We start from the raw sequence: 16,419 nt of genomic DNA on the forward strand, positions 1-16,419 counted from the left end.
ATCTTCTACCTCGTCCTCCTCGGTCTCGCGGGTCTGGCCATCCTCGGCATCTCGCTCAAGGTCATCTTCAGCCTGTTCAAGGGGCAGATGTAAGCCGTGCCGATCGAGATCCCGTCTGATCTGACACCCGAACTCGTTCCCTTCGCGTGGCTCCTGGGCACGTGGGAGGGCAACGGCTTCATGGGCTACGGGGACGCCGAGCAGCGCGCCTTCCGTCAGCGGGTCACGTTCGAGCAGACCGGTCTGCCGTTCCTGGTCTACCGCGCGCGCACCACGCTCCTCGACGAAGAGGGCGAGCCGCAGCGCGAGGCCACCTACGAGCAGGGCTTCTGGGAACTGGCGCGCCCGCGCGAGGACGGTGACATCGGCCCCGGCATGCTGCCCCCGGACCCCGTGCCGGTCATCACCTCCGCGGAGGACGTCGAGAAGCTGCGCAACGCGGACGGCGGCTTCGACATCTCCGTGACCATCTCCCAGCCCGGCGGCATCTCCGAGCTCTACCTCGGCCAGATCAAGGGCCCCCGCGTGGAGCTGACCACGGACGCCGTGATCCGCGCGCAGGGTGCCAAGGAGTACCTCTCCGGCACCCGTCTCTACGGCCTCGTCAACAACCACCTCATGTGGGCGTGGGACATGGCCGCCCAGGGGCACGAACTGGCCACGCACGCGTCCGCCGAACTCACCAAACTCGAACAGGTCGATCCCGAACAGTGACTGACGCAGCACCCTCGTACACCTCCGCACTCCTGCAGCACCACGGAGCCGTGGGCGCGGGTGGCCTGGATGCGGGGGTCGCGGCCCACTACGGCGATCCCGTGCGGGAGCAGCGGGCCCTCGCGAGCGGCCGGGCGGTCGTGGACGAGTCCCAGCGCGGCGTCGTGACCGTGGCCGGACCGGACCGGTTGAGCTGGCTGACCACCCTCTCCTCCCAGGTGCTCACCGGGCTGCAGCCCGGGCAGAGCACCGAAACCCTCTTTCTCAGCGTGCAGGGCCGTGTGGAGTTCGCTCCGCACGTGCTCGACGACGGCGAGACCACCTGGCTGATCGCGGAGGCGGACGAGGCCCCGGGACTGGCCGGCTGGTTGGACTCCATGCGCTTCGCGCTGCGGGTGACGGTCACGGACGTCAGCGCGGACTGGGCGGTGCTCGCCGCCACGCGCGATCTCGGCGAGCAGCTCGCCACGGCCCTGGGCGACGTCGACGGCGCCGCCCCCGCTGTTCTCGTGTGGCACGACCCGTGGCCGGGCGTGGCCCCCGGCGGCCACCCGTACGCGGACACCGAGGCGCACCCCGGTGAGGACCGCTCCTGGTACGAGCACCTGGTGCCGATGTCCGCGCTGCAGCGGGTCGTCGCGGCGCTGGGGGAGGCTGGCATCGACCTCGCCGGATCGTGGGCCGCCGAGGCCCTGCGAATCGAGGCGTGGCGCCCCCGGTGGGGAGCTGAGACGGACGAGAAGAGCATCCCCCACGAGCTCGACTGGATGCGTACCGCGGTGCACCTGTCCAAGGGCTGCTACAAGGGTCAGGAGACAGTGGCCCGCGTGCACAACCTGGGCCACCCGCCCCGCCGGCTCACGCTGCTGGACCTTGACGGCTCCCAGCACACCCTGCCGGAGGCCGGTGCCACTGTGGAGACGGGCGGCAAGGTCGTAGGCCGCGTGACAGCGGCGCAGCTGCACCACGAGGCCGGGCCAATTGCCCTGGCCGTGCTCAAGCGGTCGGTGGACCCGGCTGCGGTGCTCACCGTGCGCGACGTGGTCGCACCCGCCACAGACGGCGCGGAGGGCAGCGAGGCGGAACCCGCGGACCTTTCCGGTGCGGCCGCCACCCAGGAGCCCACCGCTGCCGGGGCGGCCCGCGAGGAGTGGGCCGCGTCCCAGACCGTGATCGTGCCCCCGGACGCCGGCTCCGTGGTCGGACGCGCGCAGGGACTCATGCGGGGCCCGCGCGGCGGCGGAATGCGCATCTGAGCACACCGTCATGGACCCCGGCGGGGCGGTGACAAACCGAATGGCGGGCTGCGTGTCCCCGGGCTCCGGACACGAGCAGGGCCGGCCCTCCGTGGAGGACCGGCCCGTGAGACGTCGTCGGAATCAGCGGCCGAAGAGCACCTTGGCCTCGTCGTAGCGGTCCTGCGGGACCACCTTGAGGCCGTCGAGGGCCTCGGAGAATTCCACGCGCACGAGGTCCGTGCCGCGCAGGGCGCACATCTTGCCCCACTGCTTCTCGGTGGCCATGGTCACCGCGCCGATGCCCAGGCGCGTGGCGAGGACCCGGTCGAAGCCCGTGGGGGCGCCGCCGCGCTGGATGTGGCCGAGAATCGTGTTGCGGGTCTCGATGCCCGTGATGTGCTCGATCTCCTTTGTGACGAACTCGCCGATGCCGCCGAGCCGTGGGCGGCCGGACGCCTCGGTGCCCTTGCCCGCGATGGCCTCCTTCCGGTCGTCCGGGACGAAGCCCTCCGCGACGACCACCAGGGGCGAGCGGCCGCGGTCGTGGACCTCGCGGACCCACTCGGCCACCTGCTCCATGTGCACGCGGAACTCCGGGATCAGGATCGCGTGGGCGCCGGCGGCCATGCCGGAGTGCAGGGCGATCCAGCCCACGTGGCGGCCCATGACCTCGGCGACCATGCAGCGGTGGTGGGACTCGCCGGTGGTGCGCAGCCGGTCCATGGCGTCCGTGGCGATCGAGACGGCGGTGTCGAAGCCAAAGGTGTAGTCCGTGGCCTGGAGGTCGTTGTCGATGGTCTTGGGGACCCCCACCACCGGCAGACCAGCGTCCGCGAGGCGCTTGGCCCCGGCCAGGGTGCCCTCGCCGCCGATGGCCACCACGGCGTCGATGTGGTGGCGCTCCAGCACCTTCGCGATGTTCTCGGGGCCGCCGTTGGGGCCGTCGAACGGGTTGGTGCGCGAGGTGCCGAGGATCGTGCCGCCCTGGCGCGCGAGACCGCGGACGCTCTGGCGGGGCAGCTCCATGATGTCGCCCTCCACCACGCCGCGCCAGCCGTCCCGGAAGCCGACGAAGTCGTGGTCGTAGGACTTGATGCCGTGCAGCACCGCGCCGCGGATCACCGCGTTGAGTCCGGGGCAGTCCCCGCCGCTGGTCATAAGCCCGATTCGCATGTCTACCTCAGTGCTCCTGTGTGGTTCCGGGTGGTGCCTGGCTCCTCCATTCTAGTGAGCCACGGGCCCGACGGCGCGGTGCCACGGGGTGTTCGCGGGTGCGGGAACGACGTCGCGGGGCGGGACACTCGCGGGGTGGCGCCCGTGCGCCGTCGGGGGAGGCGGGGAACTAAGATCGGGACCGAGAACAGTGAACGAGACGTTCGCTCCGCCAGGTCACCAGGAGGACGCCATGACCGCCCAGCAAGAACCGGCGCGGGAGAACCTGCGCGAGTTCATCGACAAGCTCGTGGACCAGGGCTACACGGTGCGGGACGGGCAGTCGCCGGACCCGGACCTGATCGATCCGGGTGGAAGCGCCGTGGAGACCTGGCGCGAGGGGTACCCCTACGACGAGCGGATGTCCCGGGAGGACTACGAGCTCGAGAAGTACCAGCTGCAGATCGAACTGCTGAAGTTCCAGTACTGGGGCCAGGACAACGACCTCAAGCACGTGATCGTCTTCGAGGGCCGCGACGCCGCGGGCAAGGGCGGGACCATCAAGCGCTTCACCGAGCACCTGAACCCCCGCGCGGCCCGCGTGGTGGCGCTGAACAAGCCCTCGGACCGCGAGCAGGGCCAGTGGTACTTCCAGCGCTACATCCAGCACCTGCCCACCAACGGGGAGATCGTGCTCTTCGACCGCTCCTGGTACAACCGCGGCAACGTGGAGCGCGTGATGGGCTTCTGCACGGACGAGCAGTACGAGAGCTTCATGCTGCAGGCGCCCGTGTTCGAGAAGATGCTCGTGGACTCGGGCATCCACCTCACCAAGTTCTGGTTCTCGGTGACCCAGCACGAGCAGCGCACCCGCTTCGCGATCCGCCAGATCGACCCGGTGCGCCGCTGGAAGCTCTCGCCCATGGACCTCGCCTCCCTGGACCGCTGGGAGGACTACACCGTGGCCAAGGAGGAGACCTTCCGCCGCACGGACACGGACCACGCCCCGTGGATCACCATCAAGTCCAACGACAAGAAGCGGGCGCGGCTCAACGCCATGCGCTTCTTCCTCAACCAGTTCGACTACGAGGACAAGGACACCTCCGTGGTGTACCCGCCGGATCCGCTGATCGTGCGCCGCGGCCGCGACGCCGTGGACGACTGAGCGCCAGCCCCATGCTGCGGGCCCACGTGGCGGCACCAGTCGCGGCGTTCGTCCTCCTGCGCCACTCCGAGGACGGCTGGTGGCGCCTCGTGGCGGCCGCCGTGCACGTGCTCTTCACCGCGGTAAAGCTGCTGCGCGCGGTGCTCGTGCCGTGGCACGCGCTGCGCCCCGTTCCCCAGGCCCATCTCCTGCCCCCGCGCACCTGGTCACCGGTGCGCGTCATAGCCCGACGAGGACCGCCCGCTCTCTCGATCTGAGCGGTCCATTCCCGGTGCCACCCCGGACGCACTGTCCCCGGGGTGGCACCGGTCCGTTCTCGTCGAGAGGTGATTCACCATGTCCACGACCCTGAACGCGCGAGCGTCCGCGCGGGCCCGCCCGCACCCCACCACTGCCTGGCTGCTGCGCCGCCTGCACGTCTGCACCGGTATCCTCGTGGGTCCTTTCCTGGTGGTCGCCGCGGTCACCGGCACCCTGTACGTGTTCACCCCGAAGTTCGGGAGAGCGGTCTACGCGGACGCGTTCACCAGCACCGTCTTCTCCGAGCCGCGCACTCTGGACCGGCAGGTCGAGACGGCGCAGCGGGTCGTGGGCACGACCGAGTCACCGGTGAACGTGCGTCCCGCATCCGGTGGCGGAACCACACACGTGATGTTCGCGGACCCCGCGCTGGGCACCGGGGAGTCCCGCGCCGTGTTCGTCGACCCCCGGCACGGGTCGCGTAAAAAGTGGCATGACCGAGTACGGCACCAGCGGCGCGCTGCCCTTGCGCACCACCATCGACCGGTGCACCGGGACCTGCTGCTCGGGGGCCCCGGCCGGCTCTGCAGCGAGCTGGCGGCCACCTGGTTGTGGGCCCTCGCCCTGAGCTGGACCACTCCCAAGGTGGCCACGGACCTGGGCGGCGGGTCCGGCGGTTCCGGCGCGGCCCCCGTGGACGAGCACGCCGAGCACCACCACGGCCACCACATGCCGGCCGCGGCACCCGGTTCCTTCGACGCTGTGCTCGCGACGGCGCGGCAGGAGGGGCTGGAGGCGCAGACCGTGGAGATCAAGCCGGCCGCCTCGGACGGCGCGGCGTGGACGGTCTCCGAGAACGAGCGCTCCTGGCCCACCCAGGTGGACAGCGTGGCCGTGGACCCGCACCACCTGCAGGTCACCGACCACGTGCGGTTCTCCGAGTGGAGCCTGCCGGCAAAGCTCGCGCAGTGGGCCGTGGCCGCGCACATGGGGCTGCTGTTCGGGCTGCCCAACCAGCTCGTGCTGCTCGCGCTCGCCGCGGCGATTGTCGTGCTGGTGGTGAGCGGCTACGCGATGTGGTGGCGCCGCCGTCCCACCCGTTCCGCGGCGGCGCAGCTCGGTCCGCTGCCTCCGCGCGGTGCACTGCGGGCGGCACCCGCGTGGCTGTGGCCGGTCCTGGTCCTCGTGACCGTGGCCGTCGGCGTGTTCCTGCCGCTGCTCGGGATCTCCCTGCTGGGGTTCCTCGCGGTGCACCTGCTGCTCGCCGCCCTGGCACGACGCCGCACGGGGGCCGCCGCGCGCGGCTGAGCGGCCTCCGCGTTCGGGCTCGGCCCGATGTGGCATGAACAAGGCCGTGGGCCCCACCGTCCGGTGGGGCCCACGGCCTTGTCGCGCAGGGGAGCAGCTCAGGCGGCGTCGGCGAAGTTGTGCCGGTCCACCAGTGCCCAGGAGGCCCCCGCGTTCACGGCGGTGACGGCCAGGACGGACGGCCACGCGCCCATCTTCTTGGCGAGCGGGTGGGAGAGCCCGAAGCCCGCGATGTACAGGGTGGAGAGCCCCGCGGTGGTCGCCGGTCCAGCGGAGGCCAGCCACGTGCGCCCCGCGGCCACGCCGCACGCGAGCAGCGCCACGCCGCCCAGCGAGCGGACCTTGGTCAGACGGGCCACGCCGTAGCCGCCGATCAGCCCGGCGGCCACGAGAACGGAGCTCGGCACGGCCACCGGCGAGGGCAGCGCGGCGTCGAGGTTCTTCAGGGTGTCGGTGGTGCTCATCTCAGTTGTTCCCTCCCAGGAAGTTCTGCAGTCGGGCGAGTCCCTCGGCGAGGTCGTCGTCGCCCAGGGCGTAGGACAGGCGCAGGTAGCCGGACGGTCCGAAGGCCTCGCCGGGGACCACGGCCACCTCCGCCTTCTCGAGGATCAGCTCCGCGAGCTCGGCGGAGGTCTGCGGGGTGACGCCGTCGAACTCGCGCCCCAGCAGCGCGGTGACGTCCGGGTACGCGTAGAACGCGCCGGTGGGCACGGGGCAGTTCACGCCGTCGATGGCGTTGAGCCCGTCCACGATGGTGCGACGACGCCGGTCGAAGGCCTCGCGCATGGCCTCCACCTGGTCCATGGGCCCCTCCAGGGCGGCCAGGGCGGCGGCCTGCGCCACGTTGTTGACGTTGGAGGACAGGTGGGACTGCAGGTTGGTCGCGGCCCTCACCACGTCCTTGGGCCCCACGAGCCAGCCCACGCGCCACCCGGTCATCGCATAGGTCTTGGCCACGCCGTTGAGCAGGATCAGGTTCTCATGCAGCTCGGGCACGGCCTGGGCCATGGAGACGAACTCCACGCCGTCGTAGGTCAGGTGCTGGTAGATCTCGTCGCTGATCACGAAGATGCCCTTGGCGGCGGCCCACTCGCCGATCGCCCGGGTCTCCTCCGCGGTGTACACGGAGCCGGTGGGGTTGGACGGGGAGCAGAACAGCAGGGCCTTGGTGCGCGGCGTCCACGCCTGCTCAAGCTGCTCGGGCGTGACCTTGTAGTCGTTCTCAGCACCCGCGAAGACCTCCACGGGGCTGCCGCCGGCCAGTCGGATCGCCTCCGGGTAGGTGGTCCAGTAGGGGGCGGGCAGCAGGACGTCGTCGCCGTCGTCGACGACGGTCTGGAAAGCCTGGTAGACCGCCTGCTTGCCGCCGTTGGTCACCAGCACCTGCGAGTCCTCGACGTCCCAGCCGCTGTCCCGCGCCGTGGCGCGCGCGATCGCCGCGCGCAGCTTCGGCTGACCGGCAGCGGGGGAGTAGCGGAAGTTCGCGGGGTCCTGCAGCGCCTGGACTGCCGCGGCCACGATGTCGTCCGGAGTGGAGAAGTCCGGCTCACCGGCGCCGAAGCCGATCACCGGCCGTCCCTGCGCCTTCAGCGCCTTGGCCTTGGCGTCCACGGCGAGGGTCGCGGACTCGGCGATCGCCCCGATCCGGCGCGAGATCCGCTGCTGCGATGGTGACATGGTGATCAACTCTCCTGGCTGGCTGGATGTCGGGCCGCGGTGCCGGACCCGGACGCTGCCTCCACTCTAGGTCGCCCACCTCCGGCTTTGCACGGAACGGGGCGTGCGCGTAGCATGACTGGTTGGTGCCGCCACCCGTGCGGTCATTTCCGCGCGGGACCGTCGCTCGGGCGAACGCCCCGGTGATAGGCTCAGGCACCGTGTTCCGAGCAGCGAGGCACTCGCGGTGCGGGCACTGAAGGGCAGTGGCGCAATTGGTAGCGCAGCGGTCTCCAAAACCGCAGGTTGCAGGTTCGAGTCCTGTCTGCCCTGCTTCACGACCTATCCACGGCACACACACCACCGCCGAGCAGCTGCTTCACGCAGGGGAGAGCCGATGTCGCACACCGCCACGGGACAGACCCCTGGCCAGCCCACCGATGCGGACCGCAGGCGCGGATTCTTCGGCAGGATCTGGCTGTTCTTCCGGCAGGTCGTGGGAGAGCTCAAGAAGGTCGTCACGCCCACCCGGCGTGAACTGGTCAACTACGTCCTGGTGGTCCTGGTCTTCGTGGCATTCATGATGGTGCTGATCTCCCTGCTGGACCTCGGCTTCGGCCAGGTGGCCATCTGGCTCTTCGGTAACGGCACCCAGGCCCAGTGACCCCCTCCAGCACTTCACAGACGTCCACAGAAAGCAGGAATCCCCAGTGAGCGATCACGAGCTCGAGAACGACGCCACTCAGCCCGCACAGTCCGACGCCCCCTCGGCTGACGCTGCGCAGGACGAGTCGACGGAGAGCGTGAGCGCGGCGGAGACCGCCGGAACGGACGACGTCCAGGACGCCACCCCGGAGGCCGAGGACACCACGGCCCCGGAGCCCACTGCCGAGCAGTCCGTCCAGGAGGCGGACCTCGACGTCGCCGAGGGCGCCGTGGAGCCCGTGGCCGTTCCCACCGAGACGGTGGAGGTCACCGAGGAGACCGTCGAGGACGACGTGGACCCGGTGGCCGAGTTCAAGGCCAAGCTGCGCCGCCAGGAGGGCGACTGGTTCGTCATCCACACCTACGCCGGCTACGAGAACCGCGTGAAGACGAACCTCGAGACCCGCATCCAGTCCCTCAACATGGAAGAGGACATCTTCCAGATCGAGGTGCCCATGGAGGAGGTCGTGGAGATCAAGAACTCGCAGCGCAAGACCGTGCGCCGCGTGCGGATCCCCGGCTACGTGCTCGTGCGCATGAACCTCACGGACGCCTCCTGGGGCGCGGTCCGCCACACCCCGGGTGTCACCGGCTTCGTGGGCCAGGACGCGTACAACCCGGCGCCGCTGCGTCTGGACGAGGTCTTCGACATGCTCGCGCCCACGTTCGAGACCCCCGAGAAGGCCAAGGGCGTCGGCGAGACCGCCGGCTCCGCGTCCGGTGCCCAGGGCGGCGCCGCCCCGCAGATCACGGTGGACTTCGAGGTCGGCGAGTCGGTGATCGTGAAGGAGGGCCCGTTCGAGACGCTGCCCGCCACGATCTCCGAGATCAAGGTGGAATCCCAGCAGCTCGTGGTGCTGGTCTCCATCTTCGAGCGCGAGACCCCCGTGACCCTCGGCTTCGACCAGGTCACCAAGATCTAGTCGCCACAGACTTCGGATCTCCCCGGATGCGCTTTGGTCCGGGGCACTTCCGTCCGGTCGCCGCGCCACGGCGACCACCCGCCGTCGTACGCTCCTGTGCGGCGGTACGCACAGCCAGAAAGAGGACCATCACATGGCTCCCAAGAAGAAGAAGGTCGCAGGCCTCATCAAGCTGCAGATCCAGGCGGGTGCCGCCAACCCGGCTCCTCCCGTGGGTCCCGCGCTCGGCCAGCACGGCGTCAACATCATGGAGTTCTGCAAGGCCTACAACGCGGCCACGGAATCCCAGCGCGGCAACATCGTGCCCGTGGAGATCACGGTCTACGAGGACCGCTCCTTCACCTTCGTCACCAAGACCCCTCCGGCCGCCCAGCTGATCAAGAAGGCTGCCGGCGTGCCCAAGGGCTCCGGTGTCCCGCACACCACGAAGGTCGGCAAGATCACCATGGACCAGGTCCGTGAGATCGCCGAGACCAAGAAGGAAGACCTCAACGCCAACGACATCGACGCCGCGGCGAAGATCATCGCCGGCACCGCCCGTTCCATGGGCATCGAGGTCAACTGAGTCCCTTCCGGACTCACCAGCACGTAGACATTCGTGGCAGGGCCGAGCGCGGTCCGCAGACCACAACTGCACAAGGAGAAGAAGCAGATGGCAAAGCGCAGCAAGGCATACCGGGCAGCTGCCGAGAAGATCGAGGCGGGCAAGTTCTACGCCCCCGCCGAGGCGGTCGCCCTGGCCAAGGAACTGGCCGAAGGCAGCAAGTCGGACCCCACCGTCGAGGTGGCCATGCGCCTGGGCGTGGATCCCCGCAAGGCGGACCAGATGGTCCGCGGCACGGTGAACCTGCCCAACGGCACTGGCAAGACTGCCCGCGTGGTCGTCTTCGCCACGGGCGACAAGGCCGCTGCGGCCGAGGCGGCCGGTGCGGACTTCGTGGGCTCCGACGACCTCATCGCCAAGATCCAGGGCGGCTGGACAGACTTCGACGCCGCCGTGGCCACCCCGGACATGATGGGCAAGGTTGGTCGCCTGGGCAAGATCCTGGGGCCCCGCAATCTGATGCCGAACCCGAAGACGGGCACCGTGACCATGGACGTCACGAAGGCAGTCAACGACATCAAGGGCGGCAAGATCGACTTCCGCGTCGACAAGCACTCGAACCTGCACTTCATCATCGGCAAGGCGTCGTTCGACGCGCAAAAGCTCGCCGAGAACTACGCGGCCGCCCTGGAGGAGGTGCTTCGTCTGAAGCCCTCCGCCTCCAAGGGCCGCTACATCACCAAGGCCACCGTGGCCACCACGTTCGGTCCGGGCGTGCCCGTGGACCCGAACGCCACCGAGGTGATCCCCCAGGCGTGACCCGGTGGGGAGCGGGCGCCCATCCCGGTGCCCGCTCCTTCCGATCGTGGCAGCAGGGCCCGTGCCGTCCCAGGCCGGGCCCTGTTTCCATGCCCGGGCGTCGCACCGAGCGTCGTCCCGGGCACCTGGGCGCCCCCTGGCGATCCCGCCCGGCACCCGGGGATGCCCAGGCAATCGTGATGTACTTGAGGCCGGAGTCCGTGCAGATCCGTTGCCGCGGTGCCGTTCGGGCTCGAGAACGGCAGTGAAGGAGAGCACTGTGACGCACCCGTCACCCGTACGCATCGAGCTGCTGCGCATCCCCGATGCCTTCGACGACGACGCCAGGCACACCCTCGGCGGCCTCGCCTCCCTGGTGCAGTCGTGCCGAGAGCACGTCTGGGGGACCAGCCAGCTGAGCAACGACGCGCAGGACATCTTCCGTGACCTCAAGGATCCCTACGAGCGGGTCAACATCCTGTGCGCGTTCCTGGGCGACCGCCTGGTGGGCCGCGCGGAGGTGCGCATGCCGCTGCTCGACGACACGGACATGGCCCAGATCGTGGTCCACGTGGACCCTGAGGAGACCTCGGAGGGCATCGGCCGGGGCCTGCTCGGTGCTGCCGAGCAGCTGGCGCACGGTGAATCCCGCCGTTTCCTGCGCCTCGTGACGGAGCACCCTGCCTCCGAGGCGCGGGATCCCCAGGGCCCAGGGGACGGCAGCGTGGACGGCACCACGGACGGCGGTGTGGAGACCGCCGGGCCCGTGCAGTGGCTTGAGGCCGCGGACGGTTCCGGCCGGCTGCCGGCGAGCCACCGCCAGACCCGCTTCGCCCAGCACGCCGGCTACGAGCTGCGCACCGTGAGCAGCTTCGCCCTGCTGCCCGTCCCACTGGCTGGGGACCGGCTGGACCGGCTGCACGACTCCCTGGCGGACACCCCCTTCGCGGACCACTACCGCATGCACACGTGGGTGGGGGAGGCCCCGGAGAAGCTGCTGGAGCCGCTTGCCCGGCTGCACGCGAAGATCCCCACCGACTCGTTCGTGCGCCCCCTGGTGACCGATCCCGATCCGTGGGACGGGCAGCGGGTGCGCCGCACCGAGCAGCTGCGCCAGGAGGACGGCGACCGCTCCCTCATGGCGGTCGTGGAGGACGTGCGCACGGGTGAGCTCGTGGGCATGACCGAGCTGATCCTGGCCCAGCACCAGCCCGCCCTCGCCCTGCAGGACGAGACGCTGGTGGTGCGCGAGCACCGCGGCCACCGGCTGGGCATGCGTCTCAAGCTCGCGAACCTCGAGCAGCTGGCGGTGGTGGCCCCGGAGGTCAGCACGGTCTACTCGTGGACCCACAGCGGCAACGACCGCATGAACTGGGTCAACGCCCGTCTCGGCTTCCGCGACGCCGGCCAGTCGGCCATCTGGGAGCAGGACTTCAGCATCGTCTGACCGGCGCGCTGAGGGTCACGACGCCACAGCCTCACCGGGCCGTGCCTCGTCAGGGCAGTGCGGCCCAGGTCGCACCCACCGGTCAGCACTCGCCGAGACGGCACCCACCGGAGCAGTCCCCGCCCGAGTAGCCCCCATCCGAGCAGCCCCGGCCCGGCCAGCACTCACCGGGTGGCAGTCGTCGAGGCCGTGCCTGCCCAGGCACCGCCTCGGGCGCGGTACTCACCAGGGCAGCGGCAGCGCCGTCGTCGTGCCACCCGCAGACAGTCCGCCGCGCGGCACGCACAGCAGCCCGTCAGCGGCGCTGAGGCCGCGCAGCATGTTGGAGCCCACGGACCGGCACGGCAGCCAGCCGCCGTCCTCCGCACGCGCGGGCACGAGCCGCTCCGCGCGGCCGCCGGTGATGTCCGCCCCGGCGGTGACCGGCACGCCCGCCGCGGGTGCGCGGCCGAGGAAACCGGCCGTGAACGCGCCGCCGAGCGCCGTCATCGCTACGACCGCCCCCAGGGGATTGCCGGGCAGCGCGAGCACCGCCGCGCGCTCCGCGGCCGCGAGCAGGGTCGGGTGACCGGGCTGCATGTCGAGCTGGTCCACGAGCAGCCGCGTGCGCCGTTCGAGGAGCGGCCGGACCAGATCGGCCCGCGATCGCGAGGTGCCGCCCGTGGTGACCACGAGGTCGTGCTCGGCGCCCAGCTCCCGCAGGGCCGTCTCGAGGGCCGCGGCGTCGTCGGGCGCGCGACGGATCTCCCCCACCTCCCCGCCCAGGCCGCGCACCACGTGCGGCAGGGACATGCTGAAGGCGTCCCGCACGCGGCCCGGGCCGGGAACGCCGTGACTCAGGACCTCGGAGCCGGTGAGCAGCAGGGCCACGCGCGGAGCGCCGCGCAGGGGCAGAGCGTCCAGCCCGGCCACCGCGGCGAAGGCGGCGTGCGCGGGGGAGAGCACGGTGCCCGCGGTGAGGATCGTTTCGCCCTCCGCGCACTCCGTTCCGGCCGGGCGCACATGACGGCCCGCGAGCTCGGAGCGCGGGGCGTCGTCGGCGAGCGCCACGAGCTCCCCGTCACTCCGCGCGTACTCCTCGCGCACCACGGTGGTGGCGCCCTCGGGGATCACGCCCCCGGTGACGACGACGACGGCGGTCCCCGGCTCCAGCGCCCCGGCGGACGCGGCGCTCGGCAGGGGTGCGGACCCCTCCGTCTCATGGGCGGCGCGGTCCCCGACCAGGCGCCAGGGGCCCTCGCCGTTCACGGCGTAGCCGTCCATCGCGCTGGAGGCGTAGTGCGGCACGGCGCACACGGCCTGGACGTCGCGGGCGAGGATCCGCCCCGGGGCCTGGTCGAGCGGAAGGTCCCGGCAGACCGCCTCACCACGGGACGTGGCAAGGGCCGCCCCCGTGCGGTGCGCGTGGGCCGTGGCGGCCTCCCGGGAGGCGTGGTGCAGGGTGTGGAGCTCCTGCGCCCACGGGGGATTCGGCGGAGGTGTCATCGGGGGCTCTCTTCTCGGGGGACTGTCGGCGGGCCCGTTCTCATCCCCCCGCGAAGGGCGGCAGCACGTCCACGGTGGCACCGGGGGAGACCGGGACCTGGGGATCGCGGGCGGCCACCGAGTCCACGAGCCACGAGCAGCGCGGCAGCACCTGCGCGAGCGCGGGCTCCCCGGCGGGCGGGACGGGGTGCAGGGACACGAGCAGCTGCTGCAGCTCGTCCCGGGTGACGGCGGTGTGCGAGGCCACGTGCTCCTCGGGAACCCCGGCGGCGGCTGCGGCGGCGGCGAAGTAGCGGACCAGCACGGCTCAGCCCCCGATCGCGCTCATGCTGCGGTCCGGCTGCACGTAGTCCCCGGAGTCCAGACCGGTGTGGTCCATGCCGTGGGCGCGCGGCTTGACCCACATGGCCTCGCGCCAGCGCTGGGCCACGGCGTCGTCGGACGCGCCCTCGCGCAGCAGGTGCATGAGGTCGGTCTCGTGGTGGGAGAACAGGCACGAGCGCACGTGGCCCTCGGCGGTGATGCGCGTGCGGGTGCAGTCCTCGCAGAACGGCTCGGTGACCGAGGCGATGATCCCCACCGTCCCCAGCACGGGCCCGCCCCCGAGCGCCCGCACGAGGTACTTCTCCGCCGGGGCGCCGGCGCGGGGCGCGGTGTCCTCGGAGAGGTCGAACTGCGTGGCGAGACGCTCCCGGATCTCGGCGGCGGTCACCATGTCCGTGCGCGTCCACCCGTGGTCCGCGTCCAGGGGCATCTGCTCGATGAACCGCAGGTCGCACGAGTTCTCGAGCGCCCAGCGCAGCAGCTCGGGTGCCTCGTGGTCGTTGATGCCGCGCATCAGCACGGCGTTGAGCTTCACGGGGCTCATCCCCGCCTGCTGCGCCCCGGCCACACCGGCCAGGGCCTCGGTGAGCTTTCCCCGGCGCGCCAGAGTCCGGTAGGTCTCCGCGCACAGGGTGTCGAGGGAGACGTTCACGCGGGTCATCCCGGCGTCCACGAGGCCCTGCGCGCGAGCGGCCAGCCCGATGCCGTTGCTGGTCATGGAGATGGGCAGTCCCGGCAGGCGTTCGTGCAGCGCGCCCACGAGCTCCTCGAGGTCCGGGCGGATGAGGGGCTCACCACCGGTGAGGCGGATCTCGCGGACCCCGAACTCGCGCACGGCGATGGCCGCGAGACGCACCACCTCCGAGGCGCTGAGCAACGACTCCCGCGGCAGCCACTGCATCCCCTCGGCGGGCATGCAGTACGTGCAGCGCAGGTTGCACTTGTCGGTGAGGGAGATCCGCAGGTCCGTGGCGGTGCGCCCGAAGCGGTCCGTCAGCGGACCCTGCGTGGGCACCCCGCGCGTGGGAAGGACCTGGGGACTACCGAGGAAGACGGACATGCTCCCAGTGTAGGAGGGCTGTCCAACGGGTCGGCCGGGCCCGGGCGGTGTGGGCGGAGGCGGCCGTGCGGTGGGTGGCTACCCTGGAGGCATGGCCCGCAGCATCGAATCCCACCAGCGCGCCCTGCGCGCTCTGCTCGCCCGGACGCACGGCCCGGGCGACGACGCCGTGGCGCTGCCGCTCGCGCAGGCGGCCGGCCGGGTGCTCGCCGAGGACCTCCTGGCGCCCCTGGACCTGCCCCCGCACACGAACTCCCAGATGGACGGCTTCGCCGTGCGGGTCGCGGACCTCGCCGCCACGCCTGAGAGCGGGACGGCACCTGGGGACGGGACCGAGCCCGGTGCTGGGACCGCGCGCGGGAACGGCACCGCGGCCGGGTCTGGGATCGAGGGCGGCGGCTCCGTGACCCTGCCCGTCCACGGCACGCGGGCCGCCGGCGCGGGGCCCGTGCACCACGAACCGGGCACGGCGACCGCGGTGATGACGGGTGCCGTGATTCCCGAGGGCGCGGACGCGGTGCTCCCCGTGGAGAGGGTGGACCCGCCGCGGTTCGACACCCCCACCATCACGGTTCCGGCCGGGCTGGCGGACACCACGGCCGAGGGGACCTTCGTGCGCCCGGTGGGCAGCGACGTCGCCCGGGGAGCCGTGGCGCTGCCCGCGGGCACCCGGCTCGGCGTGGCCGCGATCGGAGCGTGCGCCGCCCTGGGGCTCGTCGCGGACGCCACGGTGCTCGTGCGCCGCGGTCCGCGCGTGCTCGCGCTCAGCGGCGGGGACGAGGTGGTCCCCGCCGGCGCCGAGCTGAAACCGGGGACCCTCTACGACGCGAACGGTCCGCTGCTGGACGCGTGGCTGCGCGAGGCGGGCGCGGAGGACGTCGCGTGCCTGCGGGTCAGCGACGACCCCGCGCTGTTCGTGGAGCGCTTGGAGGAGGCCGTCCGCTCGTTGCGCCCGGACCTCGTGGTCACGAGCGGCGGCATCAGCGCCGGGGCCTTCGAGGTGGTGCGCCAGGGGCTCGAAGCACACGGCGAGGACGCGTGGTTCGGCCACGTGGCCGTGCAGCCGGGCGGTCCCCAGGGCCACGCCGTCTTCCGCGGGACTCCCGTGGTGTGCGTGCCGGGCAATCCCGTGAGCACGTGGGTCTCGTGCGAGGTCCTGCTGCGTGACGCGCTCGCGGCGGTCTGGGGCTGCTGCGAGGCACCGCGCTGGGGCACGGCGGTGCTCACCGAGGAAGTCCAGCCCCTCCCGGCGCGCACCCAGCTGCGGCGGGGCCGCGTGACGGGTCACGACGACGCCGGGTCGGCTCGCGTCGCCCTCGTGGGCGGGGCGTCCTCGCACCTGCTCACGGCCGCCGCGCGCGCGGACGTCCTGGTGCGCATCCCGCACGGGGAAGCGCCCCTGCCCGCCGGAGCCGCGGTGGCCGTGCTGCCCGTGGCGGGAGGCGTCCTCGCGCTGGGCGGTGCGGGCGAGCCGTGCGAGCCTGGCGGGGACACGACGAGACCACGCGCCCGGTGCGCGAGCCCCGGGCTGGACCACGACACCACGCGACGAGCAGACGAGAAGGACGAAGGAGACGACGAGTGAGCGAGAACGACCCCCAGCACGACCCCCGACACGACCCTCAGCACGGCACTGACCAGGCTCCCACGGAGGCAGAGC

At 71.8% G+C, this 16,419-nt stretch carries 17 protein-coding genes and 1 tRNA gene; 12 read left to right on the forward strand and 6 right to left on the reverse strand.

All coding sequences use genetic code 11. The features are described from left to right. Positions 1 to 96: 96 nt before the first annotated feature. Both B3G12_RS04820 and B3G12_RS04825 read left to right on the forward strand, forming a co-directional pair. On the forward strand, positions 97 to 714 hold the full coding sequence (locus B3G12_RS04820) for an FABP family protein (protein WP_055085600.1): 618 nt from the start codon (positions 97 to 99) through the stop codon (positions 712 to 714). Next, on the forward strand, positions 711 to 1,970 hold the full coding sequence (locus tag B3G12_RS04825; RefSeq protein ID WP_290499385.1) for a YgfZ/GcvT domain-containing protein: 1,260 nt from the start codon (positions 711 to 713) through the stop codon (positions 1,968 to 1,970). Before B3G12_RS04820 ends, B3G12_RS04825 begins: the two co-directional genes overlap by 4 nt. Positions 1,971 to 2,093: 123 nt before the next feature. Here B3G12_RS04825 and B3G12_RS04830 read toward each other — a convergent pair whose 3' ends face one another. After that, positions 2,094 to 3,125, reverse strand: coding sequence for a 6-phosphofructokinase (locus B3G12_RS04830; protein ID WP_290499386.1), 1,032 nt, complete (start codon positions 3,123 to 3,125; stop codon positions 2,094 to 2,096). 232 nt (positions 3,126 to 3,357) lie between these two features. On the opposite strand from B3G12_RS04830, the gene ppk2 reads away from it, so the two are divergent. The 3 genes from ppk2 to B3G12_RS04845 all read left to right on the forward strand — a co-directional run bounded on the left by ppk2 (position 3,358) and on the right by B3G12_RS04845 (position 5,817). After that, positions 3,358 to 4,269, forward strand: a complete 912-nt coding sequence (ppk2, locus tag B3G12_RS04835; protein WP_172644385.1) for a polyphosphate kinase 2 — start codon at positions 3,358 to 3,360, stop codon at positions 4,267 to 4,269. Positions 4,270 to 4,295: 26 nt separating this feature from the next. Then, positions 4,296 to 4,526: a hypothetical protein gene (locus B3G12_RS04840; protein ID WP_290499390.1), complete on the forward strand. Its 231-nt coding sequence runs from the start codon at positions 4,296 to 4,298 to the stop codon at positions 4,524 to 4,526. A gap of 79 nt (positions 4,527 to 4,605) precedes the next feature. Then, positions 4,606 to 5,817, forward strand: a complete 1,212-nt coding sequence (locus B3G12_RS04845) for a PepSY-associated TM helix domain-containing protein (RefSeq protein WP_244944713.1) — start codon at positions 4,606 to 4,608, stop codon at positions 5,815 to 5,817. A gap of 98 nt (positions 5,818 to 5,915) precedes the next feature. Here the strand turns inward: B3G12_RS04845 and B3G12_RS04850 are convergent, their stop codons facing one another. Further along, positions 5,916 to 6,281, reverse strand: a complete 366-nt coding sequence (locus B3G12_RS04850) for a hypothetical protein (RefSeq protein WP_055086191.1) — start codon at positions 6,279 to 6,281, stop codon at positions 5,916 to 5,918. A 1-nt stretch (position 6,282) separates the two neighbouring features. After that, positions 6,283 to 7,494, reverse strand: coding sequence for a pyridoxal phosphate-dependent aminotransferase (locus B3G12_RS04855; RefSeq protein WP_290499394.1), 1,212 nt, complete (start codon positions 7,492 to 7,494; stop codon positions 6,283 to 6,285). Positions 7,495 to 7,733: 239 nt separating this feature from the next. Between B3G12_RS04855 and B3G12_RS04860 the strand changes: the two genes are divergently transcribed. The 6 genes from B3G12_RS04860 (at position 7,734) to B3G12_RS04885 (ending at position 11,890) form a co-directional block, all read left to right on the forward strand. After that, positions 7,734 to 7,806 (forward strand) — tRNA-Trp (locus B3G12_RS04860). A gap of 64 nt (positions 7,807 to 7,870) precedes the next feature. Beyond that, positions 7,871 to 8,137, forward strand: a complete 267-nt coding sequence (gene secE / locus B3G12_RS04865; protein ID WP_055086193.1) for a preprotein translocase subunit SecE — start codon at positions 7,871 to 7,873, stop codon at positions 8,135 to 8,137. A 46-nt stretch (positions 8,138 to 8,183) separates the two neighbouring features. Continuing rightward, entirely contained in the window at positions 8,184 to 9,101 is a 918-nt protein-coding gene (nusG, locus tag B3G12_RS04870) for a transcription termination/antitermination protein NusG (RefSeq protein WP_144941733.1), read from the forward strand. A 133-nt stretch (positions 9,102 to 9,234) separates the two neighbouring features. Then, the gene (rplK, locus tag B3G12_RS04875; RefSeq protein ID WP_055086197.1) at positions 9,235 to 9,666 is read left to right on the forward strand and encodes a 50S ribosomal protein L11; all 432 of its coding nucleotides are present in this window, start codon (positions 9,235 to 9,237) and stop codon (positions 9,664 to 9,666) included. 87 nt (positions 9,667 to 9,753) lie between these two features. Then, the gene (gene rplA, locus B3G12_RS04880; RefSeq protein ID WP_144941735.1) at positions 9,754 to 10,464 is read left to right on the forward strand and encodes a 50S ribosomal protein L1; all 711 of its coding nucleotides are present in this window, start codon (positions 9,754 to 9,756) and stop codon (positions 10,462 to 10,464) included. 259 nt (positions 10,465 to 10,723) lie between these two features. Continuing rightward, the gene (locus B3G12_RS04885; protein ID WP_290499398.1) at positions 10,724 to 11,890 is read left to right on the forward strand and encodes a GNAT family N-acetyltransferase; all 1,167 of its coding nucleotides are present in this window, start codon (positions 10,724 to 10,726) and stop codon (positions 11,888 to 11,890) included. Between the two features lie 222 nt (positions 11,891 to 12,112). Here the strand turns inward: B3G12_RS04885 and B3G12_RS04890 are convergent, their stop codons facing one another. Genes B3G12_RS04890 through moaA form a run of 3 tightly spaced genes read right to left on the reverse strand, consistent with a single transcriptional unit; the run spans position 12,113 to position 14,759 of the window. Then, entirely contained in the window at positions 12,113 to 13,375 is a 1,263-nt protein-coding gene (locus B3G12_RS04890) for a molybdopterin molybdotransferase MoeA (RefSeq protein WP_290499400.1), read from the reverse strand. A 40-nt stretch (positions 13,376 to 13,415) separates the two neighbouring features. Then, entirely contained in the window at positions 13,416 to 13,679 is a 264-nt protein-coding gene (locus tag B3G12_RS04895) for a MoaD/ThiS family protein (protein ID WP_290499402.1), read from the reverse strand. Positions 13,680 to 13,682: 3 nt separating this feature from the next. Continuing rightward, the gene (gene moaA, locus B3G12_RS04900) at positions 13,683 to 14,759 is read right to left on the reverse strand and encodes a GTP 3',8-cyclase MoaA (protein WP_055085299.1); all 1,077 of its coding nucleotides are present in this window, start codon (positions 14,757 to 14,759) and stop codon (positions 13,683 to 13,685) included. Between the two features lie 91 nt (positions 14,760 to 14,850). Here moaA and glp point away from each other — a divergent pair, with 91 nt between their 5' ends. Next, entirely contained in the window at positions 14,851 to 16,344 is a 1,494-nt protein-coding gene (gene glp, locus B3G12_RS04905; RefSeq protein WP_055085302.1) for a gephyrin-like molybdotransferase Glp, read from the forward strand. Positions 16,345 to 16,419: the final 75 nt, after the last annotated feature.

Source organism: Kocuria sp. UBA5001, assembly GCF_002398425.1.
Classification (GTDB): Bacteria; Actinomycetota; Actinomycetes; order Actinomycetales; family Micrococcaceae; genus Kocuria; species Kocuria salsicia.